Annotated in this window: 11 protein-coding genes; 5 read left to right on the plus strand and 6 right to left on the minus strand. The window is 65.8% G+C overall.

Features of this window, described 5'->3' with window-relative positions; genetic code table 11:
• Window positions 1-34: 34 nt before the first annotated feature.
• A complete protein-coding gene (locus tag CFB34_RS03010; RefSeq protein WP_089443575.1) occupies window positions 35-9187 on the minus strand; it encodes a YadA-like family protein in 9153 nt (3050 codons plus the stop codon).
• 475 nt (window positions 9188-9662) lie between these two features.
• Here CFB34_RS03010 and CFB34_RS03015 point away from each other — a divergent pair, with 475 nt between their 5' ends.
• From CFB34_RS03015 to CFB34_RS03025, 3 genes are all read left to right on the plus strand, one after another.
• The gene (locus CFB34_RS03015; RefSeq protein ID WP_089443576.1) at window positions 9663-12689 is read left to right on the plus strand and encodes an ATP-binding protein; all 3027 of its coding nucleotides are present in this window, start codon (window positions 9663-9665) and stop codon (window positions 12687-12689) included.
• Between the two features lie 284 nt (window positions 12690-12973).
• Complete coding sequence (locus CFB34_RS03020; protein ID WP_089443577.1) at window positions 12974-13309, plus strand: SymE family type I addiction module toxin; 336 nt, start codon at window positions 12974-12976, stop codon at window positions 13307-13309.
• The gene (locus tag CFB34_RS03025) at window positions 13306-13626 is read left to right on the plus strand and encodes a helix-turn-helix transcriptional regulator (protein ID WP_089443578.1); all 321 of its coding nucleotides are present in this window, start codon (window positions 13306-13308) and stop codon (window positions 13624-13626) included. The genes CFB34_RS03020 and CFB34_RS03025 overlap by 4 nt, the downstream gene beginning before the upstream one ends.
• Before the next feature lie 275 nt (window positions 13627-13901).
• Here CFB34_RS03025 and CFB34_RS03030 read toward each other — a convergent pair whose 3' ends face one another.
• Window positions 13902-14177: a hypothetical protein gene (locus CFB34_RS03030; RefSeq protein WP_242808554.1), complete on the minus strand. Its 276-nt coding sequence runs from the start codon at window positions 14175-14177 to the stop codon at window positions 13902-13904.
• A 141-nt stretch (window positions 14178-14318) separates the two neighbouring features.
• Window positions 14319-15161, minus strand: a complete 843-nt coding sequence (locus tag CFB34_RS03035) for a peptidyl-prolyl cis-trans isomerase (protein WP_089443580.1) — start codon at window positions 15159-15161, stop codon at window positions 14319-14321.
• A 221-nt stretch (window positions 15162-15382) separates the two neighbouring features.
• On the opposite strand from CFB34_RS03035, the gene CFB34_RS03040 reads away from it, so the two are divergent.
• On the plus strand, window positions 15383-15781 hold the full coding sequence (locus tag CFB34_RS03040; protein WP_143329539.1) for a hypothetical protein: 399 nt from the start codon (window positions 15383-15385) through the stop codon (window positions 15779-15781).
• Window positions 15782-16138: 357 nt separating this feature from the next.
• Window positions 16139-17737, plus strand: coding sequence for a tetratricopeptide repeat-containing glycosyltransferase family protein (locus tag CFB34_RS03045; RefSeq protein WP_089443581.1), 1599 nt, complete (start codon window positions 16139-16141; stop codon window positions 17735-17737).
• A gap of 137 nt (window positions 17738-17874) precedes the next feature.
• Here the strand turns inward: CFB34_RS03045 and CFB34_RS03050 are convergent, their stop codons facing one another.
• The 3 genes from CFB34_RS03050 to CFB34_RS03060 all read right to left on the minus strand — a co-directional run bounded on the left by CFB34_RS03050 (window position 17875) and on the right by CFB34_RS03060 (window position 21256).
• On the minus strand, window positions 17875-18279 hold the full coding sequence (locus CFB34_RS03050; protein ID WP_089443582.1) for a peptide ABC transporter ATPase: 405 nt from the start codon (window positions 18277-18279) through the stop codon (window positions 17875-17877).
• A 272-nt stretch (window positions 18280-18551) separates the two neighbouring features.
• Complete coding sequence (locus tag CFB34_RS03055) at window positions 18552-20135, minus strand: DHA2 family efflux MFS transporter permease subunit (protein WP_089443583.1); 1584 nt, start codon at window positions 20133-20135, stop codon at window positions 18552-18554.
• Window positions 20132-21256, minus strand: coding sequence for an HlyD family secretion protein (locus CFB34_RS03060; protein WP_089443584.1), 1125 nt, complete (start codon window positions 21254-21256; stop codon window positions 20132-20134). The genes CFB34_RS03055 and CFB34_RS03060 overlap by 4 nt, the downstream gene beginning before the upstream one ends.
• Window positions 21257-21288: the final 32 nt, after the last annotated feature.

Raw genomic sequence — 21288 nt, forward strand, 5'->3', positions numbered from 1 at the left:
CGGCACGGGCGGGGCTTGCGCCCCGCCCTGCGCATTACCACTGATACGAAGCGCCCACGCCGACAGAATTGCCGCCGCTCGACATACCCACGCCGGCCTTCATCTTCAGGTTCTGCGTGATACGGGCTTCCCCGCCGAACGCCACGGCCTGATAGCCCTTGTAGGTGGCGCCGCCGATACCGAACGACAGCGTCTTGCCCGGATCGACGCCCGGAATCATCGTCAGCGCGGTGGCCGCGGCGATACCGGAGTACGCATTGCGCGACAGGTCGTTGACCTGGTTCTGCATGCCGCCCATTGCGCGGTCGAGCTGGCCCTTCGTCGCCGCATCCGACGCATTCACGCCGTCCGCGATGTTGACGATGCGGCGGTTGCCGCTTTCGGTACCGTTGCCGAACGAGACAGTGTTTGCCTCGGTCGCCACGGAGCCGGAACCGATCGCGACCGAGTTCGAACCCGATGCGCTCGACCCTTGGCCGATCGCCGTCGAGCCTTCGCCCTTCGCGTTCGAGCCGGAGCCGATCGCCGTGCCGCCGGTGCTGCCGACGTTCGAACCCGAACCGATCGCGGTGCCGTTGTTCGCGCCATCCGCGACCTTCGAACCCGAACCGATCGCCACGTTGCCGGTGCCGGTGCCCGGGTTCGCCGGGATGAACGTGCCATCCTCGCCGCCGGTACCGCCAACCACGTCGCTGTTGCCCGGGCCCGGGACCGGATCGGGGCCAGGGACGACACCCGATTCAAGCCTGCCCACGCGGCCGTCCATCTCGCCGATCTTGCCTTCAAGATTCGACTGCAGATCGGACAGCTGGCCGTAGTTCACCGCGTCGTACTGGTTCTTGCCGTCCGCGACGTTCGTCAGGATGATCGGCGTGCTGCCCGGCCCGCCCAGCGTGACCGACAGCGGCACCGTCGAACCGTCAGGATTGACGTCGTACTTCACCGCCATCGAGTCGGTCGCGCCGTAAGCCGCGGCCGCCTGGATCGCCTGCGTGACGTTCGAGTACGTCTCGCTGCCGATGTGGATCGACGGCGCCGACATCGACCCATCCTCGTTCACCGTCGCGCCACCGCCGAGCGCGTTCGCCACGCCCTTCGCCGTGCTGTACAGCTGCGAACCGTTGACTGCGTCCGTGCTCGACGCATTCACCACGCCGGCCGCCACGTTCTTCAGCGCGACCGGTGCCGTCGCACCCGCGCCGCCCAGCGTCACCGCGTCCTTGTTCGCGTCGTCATACGCCACCACCAGCGACGTCAGCTTGCCGTCGTCGCCTTCGCCGACGAGACCCGTCGCCTTCAGCTGCGACACGTTCACCGCGTCGTGATCGTCCACGCCGTCCGCCACGTTCTTCAACGCGACCGGTGCCGTTGCACTCGCACCGCCCAGCGTCACCGAGCGCGGCGCCGTCCCGTCCGGATTGACGTCGTACGTGACTGCCGTGAGGCTCTCGCCCGTCGACGGATCGACCAGGCCGGTCCTGCCGAGCTGCTTGCGCAGATCGCCGATGTCGCCGGTGTTGGCCGTCGTGCGGTCGTCCAGGTTCGTCAGCGCGTCGCCGACGGTATGGACGTCCTTGCCGCCGACGCTGAACGTCGGTGCGCCGATCGTACCGTCCGGGTTCACCGATGCACCGCCGCCCAGCGCGGAAGCCACGCTGCGCGCCGTGCCGAACAGCTGCGAACCGTTGATCGCGTCCGTGCTCGCCGCGGTCACTGCACCCGATGCCACGTTCTTCAGCGCAACCGGATCCTCAGCACCCACGCCGCCCAGCGTCACGCTGTTACGCGCCGTGCTGTCGTACGCCACCGCCAGCGACGTCAGGTTGCCGTCCTCGTCGTTGCCAACGAGGCCCGCCGACTTGAGCTGCGACACGTTGACTGCGTCGTGATCGTCCACGCCGTTCGCCACGTTCTTCAGCGCAACCGGCGTCGTCGAACCCACGCCGCCCAGCGTCACGCTGGACTTCGTTGCGTCGTCGTAGGCCACCGTGCCTTCCGCCGGCGCACCGCCACCGCTTTCCGCTGCCGCGACGAGCGCGTCGGCGACGTTGTGATATTGCTTGTCACCGATCGTATACGTCGGCTGGACGATGCTGCCGTCCGCACCCACGCTCGCGTTGCCGCCGAGCGCGTTGGTCACGCCCGCGAGCTGGCCCACGTTCACCGCATCCGTCTGCTGCGTACCCGCCGCGACGTTGATGATCTGGCGTTCCGCACCGATGCTGCCGATCGACAGCGCGTTGCCGCGGTTCGCGATCGAGCCTGCGCCGAGCGCGATGCCACCGTTCGCGCCTGCCGCCACGTTCGCACCCGAGCCGAGCGCCAGCGCGTCCGACACGTTGCGAGCGATATTCGCGTTCGAGCCGACCGCAATGCTGTTCGCCGCGCCTGCATTCACGACAGCATGGCTGCCCAACGCGATCGAGCCTGCGCCGACTGCCTGCGCGCCGTTGCTACCGATCGCGAGCGCGTTGTCCGCACCTGCCTCGACGTTCGCACCGAGCGCCACTGCTTCCTTGCCGGTCGACTGGGCGTTCGAACCCATCGCCACACCGTAATCCGATGCGTCGCCGACCTGCGCGAAGCTGCCGATCGCCGTTGCGTTGTTCGACATCGCCATCGCGTTCAAACCGTTGGCCACGGCGTTGCCGCCCGCAGCCACTGCGCCCGAGCCGATCGCAACGGCCGTATCGGTTGCCGGATTCGCGCCATTCAGCGACGCCGAATTCGGGCTCTGCACGCCTTCGATCGCGACGAGCGAATCGGACGCGGCCATCAGCTGCGACGAATTCGTGTTCATCTTGTCGATCGCGGCTTGCGTCTTCGCGTCGAGCGACGACGAGAACTCGTCGATCGCCTTTTGCGTCGTCGAATTCACCGACGTCGTCAGGCCGTTCATCGCGGCATACAGCTGGCCACCATTGATCGCATCCTTGCTTTCGAAGCCGACGTTACCGTCCGCCACGTTGACGATCCGGCGCTCGTTGCCGACGCGGCCGACCGACACAGTGTTCGCCTGGGTCGCGACCGAGTTGTAGCCGAGCGCCACCGAGTCCAGCCCGCTGGCGCGCGCACCGGTGCCGAGCGCCAGTGCGTGCGCACCCGTCGCGCCCGCACCGCTGCCGATTGCGACAGCCAGTGCACCGTTGGCGATCGCGGCGACGTTCGTCTGGTCGGCATTGACCTTGATGAAGCGCAGGTCAATACCGCCGTTGGTCAGGTCTTCGCGCAAGTTGGACAGGCCCGAATTCATCTGAGCAACGTTGACTGCGTCCGTGCCGTCGACGCCGGTCGCCACGTTCTTCAGTGCGACCGGGGTCGATGCGCCGGTACCGCCCAGCGTCACGCTGCTCTTTGCGTCGTTGTCGTACGTCACCGCCGCGATCGTCTTGCCCGTCGCCGGGTCGACCAGGCCGCTGTCGGCCAGCTTGCCACGCAGATCGGCAATGTCGCCCGTGTTGCCCGTCACGCGACCATCGAGGTTCGACAGTGCGTCGCCAACCGTACGCACGTCCGTACCGCCGACCGTGTACGTCGGCGCTTCGATCTTGCCGTCCGCGCCCACCGTCGCACCGCCGCCCAGCGCGTCTGCCACGCTTTGCGCCGTGCCGTGAAGTTGCGAACCGTTGATCGCGTCCGAACTCGTCGCGTTCACCGCACCTGCCTTCAGGTTCGTGATCGTCGTGCCGTCAGCGCCCGCCAGCGACACCTTGTCCTTATCGATGCCTTCATACGTCACTGCCAGCGACGTCAGGTTGCCCTTGCCGTCGTCGACAACGTTGCCCACTGCCTTCAGCTGCGACACGTTCACTGCATCGTGATCGCCCACGCCGTCCGCCACGTTCTTCAGTGCGACCGGGCTCGTCGAACCCGTACCGCCCAGCGTCACGCTGCTCTTCGCGTCGTTGTCGTACGTCACTGCCGCGATCGCCTTGCCCGTCGACGGGTCGACCAGGCCGCTGTCGGCCAGCTTGCCACGCAGGTCGCCCACTTGCTCGTTCGTCTCGAACAGTTGCGAGCCGTTCACGGCGTCCTTGCTTGTTGCCGACAGTTCACCCGCGCCCACGTTGTGGATCACCGTGCCGTTCGCGCCGCCAGCCAGCGTCAGCGAATCGAAGTTCGCCGCGCCGCTCGGGTCCTTGTCGTACGTCACCGCCAACGACTTCAGGCCACCTTCCGGATCCTTCGGATCGGTCACGACCAGACCCGAATCCTTCAGCTGCTTCAGGTTCACCGCGTCGTTGTCGGCTTGCGCATCGGCCACGTTCGTCACGCGCACCGGCGCGCCGTCAGCACCGAGCTTCACCTCGGTCTTATCTGCGTTCGTGTACGTCACTGCCAGCGATTCACCCGTCGACGGATCGAACACGCCACCTTCCGACAGCTTGTCCTTCAGGTTGCCCACTTGCTGATTCGTCTCGAACAGCTGCGAGCCGTTCACGGCGTCCTTGCTCGTTGCCGACAGTTCGCCTGCTGCAACGTTGTGGATCACCGTGCCGTTCGCGCCGCCAGCCAGCGTCAGCGAATCGAAGTTCGCCGCGCCGCTCGGGTCCTTGTCGTACGTCACCGCCAACGACTTCAGGCCACCTTCCGGATCCTTCGGATCGGTCACGACCAGACCCGAATCCTTCAGCTGCTTCAGGTTCACCGCGTCGTTGTCGGCTTGCGCATCCGCCACGTTCGTCACGCGCACCGGCGTGCCGTCAGCACCGAGCTTCACCTCGGTCTTGTCCGCGTTCGTGTACGTCACCGCCAGCGATTCACCCGTCGTCGGATCGAACACGCCGCCTTCCGACAGCTTGTCCTTCAGGTTGCCCACTTGCTGATTCGTCTCGAACAGCTGCGAGCCGTTCACGGCGTCCTTGCTCGTTGCCGACAGTTCGCCTGCTGCAACGTTGTGGATCGCCGTGCCGTTCGCACCGCCGGCCAGCGTCAGCGAATCGAAGTTCGCCGCGCCGGTCGCTGCGTCCTTGTCGTACGTCACCGCCGCGAGCGTCTTGCCCGTCACCGGATCAACCAGGCCACTGCCGGCCAGCTTGTCCTTCAGGTCCGAGATGTCACCGGTGTTCGCCGTCGTACGGCCGTCGAGATTCGACAGCGCGTCGCCAACAGTACGCACATCCGTGCCGCCGACCGTGTACGTCGGGGCTTCGATCTTGCCGTCCGCGCCCACCGTTGCACCGCCGCCCAGCGTGTCCGCCACGCTTTGCGCCGTGCCGTGCAGTTGCGAACCGTTGATTGCATCCGTGCTCGTCGCGTTCACCGCACCGGCCGCCACGTTCTTCAGCGCAACCGCGTCCGTTGCAGCCGTACCGCCCAGCGTCACACTGCTCTTCGTATCGTCGTCGTAGGCCACAGCATTCGGATCGGTGCCACCGTCGCCCGGCGTCGCCGCTGCTGCCGCAATCGCCTCGCCAACGGTGTGGTAATCCTTGCCGCCCACGGTATAAGTCGGCTGCGTGATGGTGCCGCCCGCGCCAACCGCCGCGCCGCCACCGAGTGCCGTCGTCAAACCCGACAGCTGGCCCACGTTGACTGCATCGGTCGCCGCCGTACCGGCCGCAACGTTGATGATCTGACGCTGGCCGACCGTACCGCCACCCACCGACACCGCGTTGCCGCGATTCGCCACGGACCCCTGGCCGAGCGCCACGCCGCCGTTCGAACCGGCGGCGACGGTCGCTCCCGCGCCGAGCGCAAGCGCGTTCTGTACGCTGGTCGCAACGGCAGCATTCGTACCGACTGCAATACTGTTGGTCGCATTCGCGTTCACGCGTGCGTTATTGCCGAGCGCGACCGAGCCTGCGCCAATCGCACGCGCATTGTTGCTACCGATTACCAGTGCGTTGTCCCCGCCAGCCTCGACGTTGGCACCCATCGCGACCGCTTCCGACCCCGTTGCCTGCACGTTCGAACCGATTGCCGTCGCGTAATCGGAGTCCGCGCCCGTTTGCGCGAAGCTGCCGATCGCCACGGCATTATTCGACCCTGCAACGTTCTGCAAACCGACCGCCACCGCGTTGCCACCGGCCGCCACGGACGACGAGCCGACCGCCACTGCCGTCGTCGTCGCCGGATCCGCGCCGTTCAGCGACGCCGTGTTGTTGCCGCGCACGCCTTCGATCGCGACGAGCGGATCGGTGACGTCCATGATGCCGATCGAATTCACGGAGTTCGACGCGAGTTGCTGCGTCTTCTGGTCGAACGTGCTGGTCAAGGAATTCAGTGCGTCGTACAGCTGCGAGCCATTGATCGCATCGGTACTGTCGGCGTTCACATCGCCGTTGGCGACGTTGACGACCTTCCGTTCGGCGCCCGCGCGGCCGACCGAGACGGTATTCGCCTGCGTGGCGACCGAATTGAAACCGAGCGCGACCGAGTTCACGCCCTGTGCACGCGAACCCGTACCGAGTGCAAGCGCACCCACGCCGTTCGCGTTCGCGCCCGAGCCGATCGCGACCGCGTTCGCACCCGCCGCATTGGCCTGCACACCGGTCGCGTTGACCTTGATGTAGCGCATGTCGAGCGTGCCGGCCGCGAGGTCGTCACGAATCGACTGCGTTGCGCCCGTCAGTTGGTCGACGTTGACGGCATCCGTACCGTCCACGCCCTGCGCGACGTTCTTCAGCGTCACGGGACGGCTCGCGGTCGAGCCACCGAGCGTCACGCTGGCCTTCGTCGGATCGTCATACGTCACCGCTGCCAGCGGCGCGCCCGTCACCGGATCGATGAGACCCGAGTTCGCGAATCGGTCGGTGAGTTCCGTCGTGCGACCATCGAGGTTCGACAGTGCATCGCCAACCGTGCGCACGTCCGTGCCGCCGACCGTGTACGTCGGTGCGCCAATCGTGCCATCCGGATTCACCTTCGCGCCGCCACCCAGTGCGCCGACCACGCCGGCGAGCTGGCCGACGTTGACCGCGTCGTTCTGCTGCGTGCCTGCTGCGACGTTGACGATCTGGCGTTGTTGCGTCGCCGAGCCGACGGATACGGTGTTGTCGCGATCAGCGACCGAATCCGCGCCAAGCGCCACGGCTGCTACACCTTGTGTGCGCGCGCCTGCACCGATTGCCACGCTGTCTTGACCGTGCGCGCGAGCGGCCACGCCAAGCGCGGTCGCCCCGGCGCCGGCAGCCGTCGCCCCACTGCCGACCGCGGTCGATTCCTCTTCGCTCGCTACAGCCTGAACGCCAAATGCAGAAGACAGGACACCCGATGCTGTCGCCTCGTCACCGAACGCCGAGCCCTCACGGCCTGCGTAGGCAAACCCGCCTACGGCTGTGGCCATCGATCCGGCGGCCGTTGCCCGCTCGCCGAGCGCCACTGCACCACCGGTCACGCCGCCACCTGGCGCCCATCGGTCATCGGCATACGCGCCGCCGCCGATGGCGATGGCACGCTCGGAAGCTGCCGTCGCCGATGCCGGATCGCTCTCGTTACCCCTGACCTTGATCAGGGTGTCGTCCGCCTTCGCCGCAAGCGCGTCCTTCATTTGGCCGACGTTCACCGCATCGGTGCTGGCCTCGCCGGCAGCGACGTTCTTCAGTGTCACGGGGCCGGTTCCATCCGCGCCGCCAAGCGTCACGCTGGCCTTCGTCGGATCGTCATACGTTACCGCCGCCACCGGCGCCCCCGTCACCGGATCGACGAGACCCGAGTTCGCGAATCGGTCTGCGAGATCCGTCGTGCGTTCGTCCAGATTCGAGATTGCATCGCCGACATTGTGCACGTTCGTACCGTCGACGTTATACGTCGGCGCCTGAATCGAGCCATCCGGATTCACCTGCGCCCCGCCGCCCATCGCACCCACCACACCGGCAAGCTGGCCGACGTTGACCGCGTCGTTCTGTTGCGTGCCTGCGGCGACGTTGACGATCTGACGTTGTTGCGCGGCGGAGCCGACGGACACGATGTTGTCGCGATCGGCGACCGAATTTGCACCGACGGCGATCGATCCTTGTCCGCTCGCCTTGGCGTTAAAGCCGAATGCAGAAGACATCTGGCCCGACGCACTCGCCATGTCGCCGAATGCGGAACCGAAGACGTCCGCACGGGAGTACCCGCCCACCGCCGTGGCCGCACCCGCAGTCGCCGACGCATGCTCACCGATCGCCACAGCGCCGCCGTTCACGATGGTGCCGCCCATGAACATGTCATTGGCGTACGCACCACCGCCGATCGCGACCGTATTCTGGGTTGCCGCCGTTGCCGGCGGCGGCGTATCGCCAAAACCGCGGACTCGGCTGAGGGGATCGCCGCCCGCGGCAATTGCGGCGTTCATCTGGGCAAGGTTCACGGCATCCGTGGCTTGCGTACCGGTCGCGACGTTCGTGATTTGGCGCTGGAGCGTGTCGGAACCCACCGACACGGCATTGCCGCGATTCGCAATACTGCCCGAACCCAATGCAACGCTATTCGTGGGGGTAGCCGTTGCCCCCGTACCCAGCGCGACCGATCCATTCGAGACACCGCGGGCTCCGGTGCCCACCGCCACGCCTCGCTGCGAGTATGCAGACGAGCCGATAGCGATCGCACCTGAACCGAGGTTGGTTGCGCTCTCGCCAATCACGATCGAACCGCCGCCTCCAGCACGCGAAGATGCGCCGATCGCAATCGTACCGCTGGGATTCGAAACATCGCCGTCGCCCACCAGCGCGTTGTTCCCGATTGCAATAGCATTGGTCGGATTGGCCGTATTCGTCATTCTCACTGCCGCCCCGGGTCCGATCGCCACGTTGGTCGTTCCCACGACGGTCGCGCCGTCCAGGGCACCCATGATGCCGATACCGGACGACTGAATTCCATCGGTTGCGGACGACTCCGTCACGACGCCAACATTCGTGCCGGCCGGCGAGTTCACCACGCGCGACAAATCGATTGGAGTCGAATCACCGCCGCCAACGTTCGTCAGGTCGTTCGCCGCCAGGCCGCCCACTTTCCCATTATCGGACACGCTCGACTTTTTACCGACCGTCTGGCTCACACCGTTCGTTTCGTCCACGCTATCGGTACCATCCAGCACATCGGCCGCCGATGCACCACCTACCATCACGCCGCCAAGCGCGATGACCGCGAATGCGTTGCGCGCCACGCGCGACGATCCTTTCGTTTTCCCGCGTGCCAGTTCATCGGCGGCACCCCAGGTGCCTGTCGATGCATTCCAGACGGTCCGATATGACTTGTTCATGTCGATTGCCTCAGTAAGAGAAGAAGTGAGGGACGTACCTCGTCCACATGAGGCAATATATTTTTCCGCTGTCAATCCGTTAATCAGACGCCGGGACAGGTATCAATTCATTTTGTAGGCCCAGTCCTAATCTGACCTTCATTGACAATCAGGTATGCAAATCAGGTCATTCACCGCGGAGTCGTTCCCGATTCCGTTTGACACGCCGCACACCTGCACCGTATAAAACGCATCGCGCATACAGCCCGCCGAATCGGACTAGTCCTATCCATTTCCGCTTTCAATTTCGGACTGCCCTACATACTCGCAAGCTCGCTATCCCGATAATTCGCTCGTTCCCCGAGCCGGCAGCGCGGTTCGCCTGCCTCACCACACGGCTTACGGATATCGCTCCACGTCCCGGCTTGCGCGCGGCCTGCGCTGCGCGACCCGTTCGCGGCTCCTGATTTGCGCATCGATTCACGGTATTCGCTCCATGCCCATCCGACATCTCTTCGCGTCCCAGGCGGATGCCAGCGCGCCGTTCGCTTCGATCGGCGGCGAGCCGCGCGACCTGGGCCTGCTGCACCGCTACCAGCGCTTCACGCTGTATGGCGGCGCCGTGCTGCTGTCGCTCGTGATGCTGTTCGCGGCGAGCATCCTGCTCACCGGCTCGGTGCGCGACTACATTTCGAAGCGGCGCGAGTTGCTCACGACGCACAAGGCGCTCGTGCAACTCGAGATCGAAGCGAAGCAGGCGTCGATGCGCCGTGCCGTGATCAATGCGGAACTGCTGTGGAACGGCCACCCGCCGCACGCACGGGTGCCATCCGACACGCTTCGGCGGGACGGACATGTCTTGTTGTCGCCGATGCGCGGCGCCACCGAAGTCTTCGTCGCCGCCACGCCCGATGCCACCGCCAACGGCGAATTCGACCGCTACGTGCAGTTGATGGAACGCCAGACGATCTCGATCGCGGCGGCCGAGCGCCAGACCGGACGCCCGATCACAGGCTATGCGTACAGCCCCGATCACCGCGTGATCGCGATCACGCCGCCGCCGAACACGCCGTACCCTGACCTGCTTGCCCGCATGGGTGCGCACGACACGCATGCGCTGATCGATCGCCTGGCATTCGACGTCGTCGACTGGCGCAATCCGGCGATCGCGCGTCACTGGCGCAACACCCGCCACATTGCGTGGCAGCCGCCCGCGGTCGATCCGCTCACGGGCAAGACCGTGTTTCGCCTCGTCGAGCCGGTATTCGACGGCCTCGATCAAGTGATGACGTTCGTCAGCGACCTCGACGTCGACGTGATCGCCGACCGGATGGATCACGCGCCCGACGACACGGTGGCCATGCTCGTCGACGAAACCGGCCACATTCTGCTGAGCGCGGACCGCACCGACGCGGCGACCGACGGCGCGGCGCTGATGCGTGACGCACTCGCCGATGGCGACTGGCGGCACGGCTTCGACCGGCTCACCGCGAACTATCGGGACGGCATCTTCACAGTCAGCGACCGGATCTCCGATACGGGTTTCGCGATCGTCTACGCGTATTCGTGGCGGATGATCGCGCATGCGATCTGGCCCGCGATGCTGCGCGAGTTCGGCACGACCGCGCTGATGCTCGCCGTGCTGTGGGGGCTCGTGATCACGTTCGACCTGAAACTGTTCGCGCCGCTGTTCCGCCGCTCGCGCCGCGTGTTCGAAAGCGAGCAGATGAGCCGCGCGATCATCGCGACCGCGCCGTTCGGCATCGGCCTCATCTCACTCGGCTCGCGGCAGGTGCTGTTGCGCAACCGGATGATGGAGCTGTATGAGAAAGAGGCCGCCTCACCGCCGCTGCATGAACGCCTGCTGGCGCGCTATCGCGAGCGCCAGGACGGCGATGCATTTCAGCTCGACGTCGAACTGCCCATCGCGCTGAACGACGGCCGCACGCGCGACCTGCTCGTCAACTTCGTCCGCGCGCGCTACAAGGGGCGCGACGCGCTGATGTGCAGCTTCTCCGACATCACCACGCGCGCCGACGCCGAACGCGCGCTCGGCAGCGCGAATCGCGCGAAATCGACGTTCCTCGCCACGATCACGCACGAGATCCGCACGCCGCTGAACGCGATGCTCGGCAATCTCGAACTGCTCGACAAGGCGCCCGACCCGAGCCGTCAGAAGCGGCGCCTCCATGCGGTCACGTCGGCCGCGCGGATGCTGCTCGACATGCTGAACAACGTGCTCGACATGACGAAGATCGAGGCCGACCGGATGACGCTCGAAGCCACCAGCTTCCGCATCGACGAACTGATGCGCGACCTCGCCGACCTGTTCGAGCCGATGGCCGCCGCGAAAGGTGTCGCGCTGAGGGTGGACATCGACCCGGCCGTCGCGCACGCGTATGTCGGCGACCCGATGCGCGTGCGGCAGATCGTCGTGAACCTGGTCAGCAACGCGATCAAGTTCACCGATCGCGGCACGGTGGCGCTGTCCGTGTCGGCATCGGCAGTCGATGCGACGCCGGTGACGATCCGCGTCAGCGATTCGGGGATCGGGATGACGGCCGACCAGCTCGCGCATATCTTCGAACCGTTCGCGCAAGCCGACCGGTCGATCGCGCGACGTTTCGGGGGCACAGGCATCGGGCTGGCATTGAGCCACAAGCTCGTCGAATCGATGGGCGGCAACATTGCGGTCGACAGCGTGCCGGGCGTCGGCTCGACGTTCGTCATTACGCTGCCGTTGCCGCTCGACCACCGGCCGGGCGCCGCGCGTGCCGACGCGGGGGCCGACGCGCCGAACGCCCGCGTGCTGTTCGTCGACGACAACCCGGTGAACCGTTCGCTGATTCACGATCAACTCGACGTTCTAGGCTATCCGGCCGATGTCGCGTCGAGCGTCGCGGAAGCACTCGATCTCGTCGACCGGCACGACTATGCGCTCGTGATGACCGATCTCAACATGCCGGGGCTCGACGGCTATGCGTTTGCGCGCGTGCTGCGTGAGCGAGGCCGCGCAAGGCCGATTCTTGCGGTGACCGCGCATGCCGAGCCGGATGAATTGCGTCTCGCGCGGGAAGCGGGGATCGACGAGATCGTCGCGAAGCCGACGTCGTTGAAATCGCTCGAGCTGGCGATCACGAAGCACACCGGGCCGTCGCAGGCGCCGCATGCGCCGCCGCCGTCGCGCCGGCATGGGCCGCTGCCTCATGATCTGCACAAGGTGCTTTCGGACACTGCGAACCGGTCGAATGGCGCAATCGCACGGGCGCTCCAGGATGGGGACTTGAAGGCGGCTCGCACGGAGATTCACAGCATGCGCGGTGCGTTCGCGATGATCGGCGAGCACGAGATATCCGCGGTTTGTGCATCGATGGAAGCGTTGGCGCTGGCGGGCGACGCCGCGGCGTTCGCGCGTGAGTTCGAGCGATATCGGCACGACGCGAAAGAGATCCTCGTGCGACGTGCGGCTGGCGAGTCGCAACAACCCGCCGACACGCTTTCTGACATATCGGCAATGAAGTGACGAAGCGATTCGCCGGCGCAACTGCCCTGGAATCGTTGAGCATCAAGGATGCAAGGCATCGGCCGAATGGCCAATGTCGATAAAACCGTACAAGACCGATATCAGCCAGCAGTCAATCTCGGTAGAGTGGTTGCACGTTTTCGCTTCGGATGTTCAGTCATTTCGACCTGCCAATCATGCAACGGGATGGTGATCGAAATCCGCTGCGTTAACGAGCGCGGCCCGCAGGTGACAACAACACCCGCGGGCCGCTGACCACAACCAACTCAAGCAAGGAGTTGACCATGGCTGGCGCGAATCATAACGCACCGACGTATTTCCGCGATTGTTTTTTCTCCCCGCAATCGTCCTCTCAATCTGGCCGCCTCGTCCCGCACGTCAGGCTGACCGACATGGCGCCGCCTGTGATGTATCTGTGGACGAAATTGTCCGGCCGATGGATCGAGGCAGCGGGTTTCGATCCGGAGCAACGCTTGCAGATCGAGGTATCGCACAAGCGGCTGGTGATTACCCCGATCGATGATGCAGGCGGCGATCATTGCGTCAGGCACGACCGCCCCGATGACGATCCTGCAACGGGACAGCAACTGGAATCGGTGATGGCAGGAGAAGCACAATGAACCACGATGCCCCGAATCAACACACCGACGGCGTGCCGGCCGATTTCGACTTCTACGACGTCGGGGAACTGGCGGCCAAGTCTGCGCTCGTGCTGAAGCTCAATGCGCTGATCGCGTCGCGCGGCCTGAGCAAGGATGAGGCTGCCGCGCTGGCGGAGATGACCCGGCCGGTGGTCACCCCCGAGCAGCGCGACAGGCTTCGGAACGTTTCGCTGGAAACGCTGATGGTGACGCTCGCCTCGCTCGGCCAGCATGTGGAAATCGTGGTGCGGCCCGCGACGGAATCGGGGCCGGTGGGTATCACGGTTTCGGTCTGACGGTTGGTGAAGTAGACGGAAAGTAGTGTGTGCGGTGGCCGGGTCCGGCCGCCGCCAATGCGACTCAGGTGACGCGCCCTCGGTCGCATCAGGGCGCCCACTGCGCCTGCGAATAGAAGTGTGTGGCACCGGAATATCTTCGGCGCTCGCATAAGGCAGCGTTAGGAGTAGCGCCATCAATGGATAGCATGACTGCGACCGGGCCCAACGGTCGCCGCCGAAGCCCCTCCGATACCACACGTATTCAATTTAACGTGAACGATCGTTACAACCAATCAGACCAGGCTGATTTTGCGATGCTCACCCTCCCGAACCAATCGATCGTCCGCGAGCTTGCGCGCGCAGCGCGCGTGTCGCCCACGGACTCTGATCGTCTCGCCAGACTGCATGACACCTTCCAGCTCGCGGTCGAACTGTTCGAATGCGAAGTGCTGGCCGCCCAGTGGATGCAACTGCCACACACTGAGCTTGCCGGGCAGAAACCGCTTGAATGTTTGGATACGGATCAGGGTCACGACCGCATACGGACGCTTCTGATACGAGCCATTCACGGAGTCTGCGCATAACCCGCGTCAGACTCACACCTGCTCGAACAGACCGAGCGGGGAATTCCACGTGAACGAAAGGCGGGCTGCCATCCTGTCTGACGGACGTCGCCAGACACACCAGGCAGCCCTTCACACACCACCAACTTACTGCTGAATCGTCGCCTGCGCCGCCAGCTTCTCGACCAGCGCAGCCATCGCCCGCTGATCCGCCTGCGCTTCGAGCTGCTGGCGCAGCACGTCCTTCGCCGCGTCGAACGTCGGCACGACGGTCTTCCGCTTCCCGTCGAGCTTCACGAACGCGAAGGCGTCACCGACCCGGATCGGCGCCGAGATAGCACCCGGTTGCAGCGTCGTGATCGCCTGTGCGACCGGAACCGGCACGCCAGCCGTGTTCCCTTCCGCCACCGGCGTATGCAGGTCGGCCCACTCGGCGATACCGCCGTTCGGTGTCGTGTTGAACTTCTTCGCGAGCGCATCGAACGCCGTGCCCTTCTTCAGTTCCGCGACGATCTCGTTCGCCTCTGCCGGGCTGCACACGGCAATCACTTCCGCGCGGTACTGGAACGGCGCGGCGCTCGCGACGATCTGGTCGTAGCGCGCCTTGACCTGCGCGTCGGTCACCGGCTGCGGGCGGGCCATTTCGTGCAGGTAGAGATCCGACGATGCGATCGTGCGGGCACGCATCACGACCTTGTTCACTTCCGGACGGACGCCGTAGTCCGCCTTTTCGGCAGCCTGCTCGATCAGCTTCTGGATGATCAGGTTCTGCTTGACCTGTGCGCGCAGTGCCGGCGTGTCGGGTTGACCCGACGTCTTGATCGCTTCGTCGATGTCGACACGCGGAATCGGCACGTTGTTCACGACCGCCTCGACGCCCGGCGGCAATGACGAATCGGGTTTCGGGCCGGCGGCGCGCGCAGCAGGCATGCCACCGGCACACGCGAGTGCGATCAGGGTGGATACGATGGAAAGATGATGCTTCTTCATGAAGTGTCCTTCATTGTGGAGTGGAAAAGCCGCGCAATGGCGGCGACAGGGAAAGCGGCGTGGCCGCTGCAGGCAGCCGATCGGGTCGGTGCCGGGATGGCCGCACGCAAGCAAATACGCGACGGCATGTCGGGAACGGGAATCAGGCGCCCCGCAGACAGACGTGAATGCCCTGCGCTCGCATGAGGCAGCGTTCTCCCAACCTGCGACCTGAAGGGTCGATGAACGGCCGAGCCCACCGGCCGCCGCAAGGCATTCACGGTTGTCCGCGCGGCACGCATCGCTCGATCGGTTCGGTCGGCGCGCGCATGTGGCCGGGAAAAAGACGCTGCCCGAAACCGGGCAGCGCATTGAACGAAGACATGCTTCGGATACGAGGTATCGGGCACATACCATGCGGCCGCCCGACCTGCGTATTGTCGAAGAACGATGCGCGTTCGCACAATCAGCCGGGTCCTAATCCGCATGATTTCGTCGATCGTGCGCGCGGCGAGGTCGTCCGTGTTCATGCGGATGCGCCCGTCGGCATCGCGAGCAGGTTCTTCGTCACAGCATCGAACATCGTCTGTCCTCTCGATCGAGTTGAGGCCGACCGTCCGGCCCCGAATGTCTCGCATTAAAAACGCAGGCGACATCGATCTCCATCAGACGGGTCTTACATCGCCCCCGCGGTACGCCCGAATCAGACTCGGCCTACGCGCATACGTCCAACGGGCTTCCCGGCGACTTTCGCAAGAGTTACGTACTAGTCAAAGTTCCAAATCATTCTGTTTAGGACTTGTCCGATTCAATTGCCGACGGTACCTGCATAAAGTGGAGTGCATCACGGCACCGGGGTCTTCCACCACAACCGGAAGGACAGCCCGCGACGCCATCCGGCGCCATGCTTCGCATCGCGAAGTGTTGCCGGTCCTCCCCGATTCACGATGCAGCCGATCGCCGCCCGATGCGCGAACGGCTTTCCGGAGAGAACTCACATGCAGATCACCCCGCACGACATGCCCACGCTTGCCGACATCCCTCGACTTCCGCTCGATTTCGCCGATCCGACGCAAACCGCTCCGATCGAAGCAGAGGCCGCGCCCGGCATGCTCGACGAATCCGTCGCCGCCGCCACGCAAACGTTGATCGAGCGCGGCGATCTCGCGCGCGCTGCCGAGCTCGCGGTCATGCACTGGCAACAGCATCCGGCATCGCCCGCGGCGGCGTTCAATTGCGGTTACGCGCTTCAGATGGCCGGGCGTCACGCGGAAGCGATCGTCCCGTATCGCAAGACGCTCGCGCTCGCCCCCGCGTGGCCATCGCTGAAGAACAATCTCGCGCTCGCGATCCGGCTGTCGGGCGGCGATCCCGACCTGGAACACGCCTTCATCGAAGGTGCGCTCGACGACGATCCGAACCACGCGCAGGCGTGGACCAACGCGGTCATCACGCGCGTCAACCGCTTCGACCTGGACGGCGCACTGCGCGCAGTCACCCGTGCCGTGGCGCTTGCGCCGGATAGCGCGCTCGCGGCCAACAATGCGGCCACCGCGCTCAAGGAAGCGCAACGATGGGACGAAGCCGAGCAGTACGCGCAGAGCGCGTGCGCGCTCGATTCGCACGACCAGACGCACCGCCACAACCTGTCGCTGCTACGGCTCGCGCGTGGCGACTTCGCATCGGGATGGGCTGACTACGAGGCGCGCTGGCACGGCGCAGCGGAGCTGCGCGGCACGCTGCCCGCGTTTCCGCGGCCGCGCTGGTGCGGCGAATCGCTTGCCGGCAAGACACTGCTCGTGTGGGGCGAACAAGGCATCGGCGACGTGTTGCAGTTCAGCCGCTACGTGCCGCTGCTCGCGGAGCGCGTGCATCGCGAAGGCGGCCGACTCGTGTGGAATGCGTTTCCGCAGATGGGCGCGCTGATCGAGCGCAGCCTCGGCGATCACGCCGACGTGTTCGATACCCATACCCGCGTCGAGCACCTGCCTCACTTCGACTACGAACTGCCGCTGATGAGTATTCCGTGGATGCTCGGCCTCGACGCGGACACCCTCTTCACGTCCGTGCCGTACCTCCATGCCGACGCCGGCGCGACCGACGCATGGCGCCACGCGTTGTCCGGCGAGAAGCGGCTGAAGGTCGGCCTTACGTGGACGGGCAGCCTAAACCATCAACGCAACCGCTTCCGCCGGGTCGGGCTCGAACGCTACGCCGATGCATTCGCCGGCCTGCAGAAGGACGTCGCGTTCTACTCGCTGCAACCGGGCGCGCAGCATGACGTCGAAGTCGCGAAAGCGGCCGGGTTCGACGTGACCGACATGACGCGTGAATGGAAGACGCTCGACGACACCGCCGCGTTCGTCGGTGCGCTCGATCTGGTGATCACCGTCTGCACGTCGGTCGCGCACCTGAGCGGCGCGCTTGGGCAGCCCACCTGGGTGCTGCTCGATGCGAACCCACATTGGATCTGGCAGCACGACCGGCGTGACAGCCTGTTCTATCCGAGCGCGGCGCTTTATCGCCAGCGGACGTTCGCCGAGTGGCAACCGGTGCTCGACGAAGTCGCGGTGGATCTTCGGGGTCTCGTCGGCTGACAGGCGAGCGCCGGTGTACGCTACAACCGCTTCACCGCCTGATCGCCGGACAACGCGCGTGCACTCGCGAGCAAACGGTTTCTTTCCTGCGCGGCCAATCTACGGTCGATGCGCGATGTGGCCGCGTGACGCGCCGCTCAGGGCCTCGACAACACCAGCACGCGCCCGCCCACCCGATGCAGCTTGAGCCAGCCCATGTCGTCGGTGAAACGCAGCTGCTGCAAGTTGAAATCGAACGTGGCCCGCTCGGCCGCCTTGATCACGGCATCGGCGATCCAGCGAATCAGCACCTTGCCCTCTTCGGTCGTTTGATGACCGGTCTGGCCGCCGCAGAAGTGGCGATTCCCGGCGTTGACTTGCATCTGCAACTGCATCCAGTGACCCGGCAGGCCCGGCAAGGTCCGGAACAGGTCGGCCACGCGCTGCGTCGTCAGGCTGCGCGCCCACAGGGCGCTGTCGCCATCCGGCCGCTCCAGGTTGTGCCGATCCGCAACTTGGGCCTGGCCCTTGATGTCGCCTTTCAGGGAGTCAGGTTTAGTCATGACGCTTTCCTCGTGAGGGGCCCTGCAGCGGGCCGGTTGAATGGACAAGGACTTCGGAGCACGGGCGGACGGAAGCACCGAGGGGTTCGACGTCGACACCAGGCCGCCACCACGACAGGCCGGCGACACGCGTCAGCCTGACTGGGCGGATCGGTCCGCACCTTGATCGATGTCGGGCGGGGCCCCGCCCGAGCCGGTTGAACGATACGCGCATTGCCGGAATTCGACGCCTGTCAGCTATGTCAGGCTTCAATATCCGGCGTCTGTCCCCATCACGCTTTCTTCTTCCCCTTCAGCACGAACGCCGCCGCCGTACACCCGATCATCGCGATCCCGGCGATCAGGAACGTATCGCTGTACGCCATGAACAGCGCCTCGCGCATCACGCGTTGGTTGATGAGCCCGAGCGCGATCTCGTGCACGCCGGACACCGACCCGCCCGGCAGCACGTCCGCACGCGGCGCATGCACGCGCGCAAGCAGCCGCGCGAGCGTCGCCATGCGCTCCTGGAACGCTTCGGAGAACGGCGTGACCGCCTCGCCGATACGCATCGCGTGCAGCTTCTGCCGCTCGACGACGATCTGGCTCATGACCGCGATGCCGATCGCGCCGCCGACGTTGCGGACCATGTTGAACACGCCCGACGCGGAGCCGAGCTGCGCCTTCTCGATGCCGTCGACGGCCATCACGGCCAGCGCGATCACGACGAACGACTGCCCGATCCCGCGCACGATCAGCGACGGCACGATCACGTTAGACGCAGCGTCGACGTCGAGGTGAATGTTCATCAGGCAGCCGGCCGTGACCAGCACGAAGCCGAGCACGATCGTCGTGCGCGGGCTGGTGCGGCGCATCAGCGGCGGCGTGAGGAACGACATCGCGAATTGCACGAGCCCGTACGGAATCATCGCGAGCCCGATGTCGCGCGCGCTGTAGCCGTGCAGTTCCGCGAAGTAGTTCGGCACGAGGAACACCACGCCGAACACGACCGCACCGAACAGGAACTGCATCAGGCTCGCGATCCCGAAGTTGTAGCGGCCCAGCAGGCGCAGGTTGATGAACGGCTCCTTGCGCCGCATCTCGATCGCGACGAATGCGACGAGACCGACCGCCGCGACGATCGACAGCTCCACGATCAGGTTCGACGCGAACCAGTCCTTGCGTCCGCCCTCCTCCAGCACGATCTGCAGCGCGCTCAGCCCGATCGCCATCGTCGCGATCCCGAACCAGTCGGCCCGCCTGAGCATCCCGAGCTGCACGGGCACGGGCTTGATCGCCCAGCCGATCGCCGCGACCAGCGCAATCGCCGGCGGAATCTGCAGGTAGAAGATCCAGCGCCACGAATACATGTCGGTCAACCAGCCGCCGACCGAAGGCCCGGCCGCCTGCGCGACGTTGTTCGCGATCGCGAACAACGCCATCCCGAGCGGGTGCTTCGATGGCGGCAATTCAGTGACGATCAGCTGGAACGACAGCGGAATCAGCACGCCGCCGAACGCGCCCTGCAACGCACGCGCGACGATCATCGTCGAGATGCTCGGCGCGATCGAGCACGCGAGCGAGAACGCGAGAAACCCGGTCGCGCCGACCAGCAGCACGCGCCGCGCGGAAAACACCTGCACGAGCCAGCCGGTCAGCGGAATCACGACGATCTCGGCGACCAGGTACGCCGTGGTGATCCACGAGCCTTCCTCGAAGCTCGCGCCGAGCGAGCCACGGATGTCGGGCAGCGACGCGTTGGTGACGTGCACGTTCATGCCGGCCATGAAGCAGCCGAACACGCCGCCGAGCACCGCGACCCACGCGCGCAGCGAAACGGTATCTTCGTGCGCAGCCTGCGCGGACGTCGCGGTCACGAGCCGGCCTCCTGCGTACCGCGCGTGTCGACGCGCGCGATCACCGACATCCCGGGCCGCAGCACGACACCGGCCGGCGGCGCATCGACGCGGATCTTCACCGGGATGCGCTGCACGATCTTCGTGAAGTTGCCGGTCGCGTTGTCGGGCGGAAGCAGCGCGAACTGGGCGCCGGAGCCCGGCGCGAGGCCGATCACGCGGCCGTGCAGCGTGTGGCCGGCATAGGTGTCGACGGCGATCTCGACGGGCTGGCCGTCGTGCATCGCCCCCAGCTGCGTTTCCTTGAAGTTCGCGACGACGTACACGTCGCTCAGCGGCACCACCGCGAGCAGCGGCATCCCGACTTCGACGTACTGGCCCGCACGCACCGCGCGCTGGCCGACACTACCGTCGCGCGTCGCACGGATCACCGTATGGTCGAGATCGAGCTGCGCGAGCGCCAGCTTGGCCTGGGCGGCCGCGAGCCGCGCACGCGCCTGCGCGATCGCCGCCGTGCTCTGCTCGCGGCGGCGCTGCAGCACCGTCTGCTGATCGGTCTGCACGCGCACGGCCGCGCCCGCGCGGGCCAGCTCGGCGCGCGCCTTCAGCGCGTCCGCGTGAGCCTGCTCCCAACGCTGGCCGCTCGCGGCCGATTCGGCGAGCAGTTGCTTGTAGCGCGTCGCATCGGCGTCGCGCCGCACGGCTTCGGCGCGCGCGGCAGCCGCATCGGCGTCGGCCTGCGCGATCTGGCTGCGCTGCTGGCCAACCTGCGCGTCGAGCGTCGCGGCCGCTGCCTGCTCGGCCTGCAGCGTCGCATCGGCCGCCGCGACGGCGGCCTGCGCATCGTCGACCTTCGCGCGATAGTCGCGATCGTCGAGCCGCACGAGCACGTCCCCGCGCTTCACCGGCTGGTTGTCGTCGACGGCGACCTGTGCGACATAGCCCGATACGCGCGAACTGACGGTCACGACGTCGGCGCGGACATACGCGTCGTCGGTGCCCTCGATGAAGCGGCCGACCGTCCACCAGTGCCAGCCGAACGCGGCGAGCGCGATGACGGCGAGCACGACGCCCGCGGCAATCAGTTGACGCCGGGAGAACCGGGCGGTTTTGGTTTTTTCGGGTACGGCAGTCGTGCTCATGATCGGAATGGAAAGTTGGCGTGCAAGAGAAC

The sequence above is a fragment of the Burkholderia sp. HI4860 genome (genome assembly GCF_002223045.2).
In the GTDB taxonomy this organism is placed as follows: domain Bacteria; phylum Pseudomonadota; class Gammaproteobacteria; order Burkholderiales; family Burkholderiaceae; genus Burkholderia.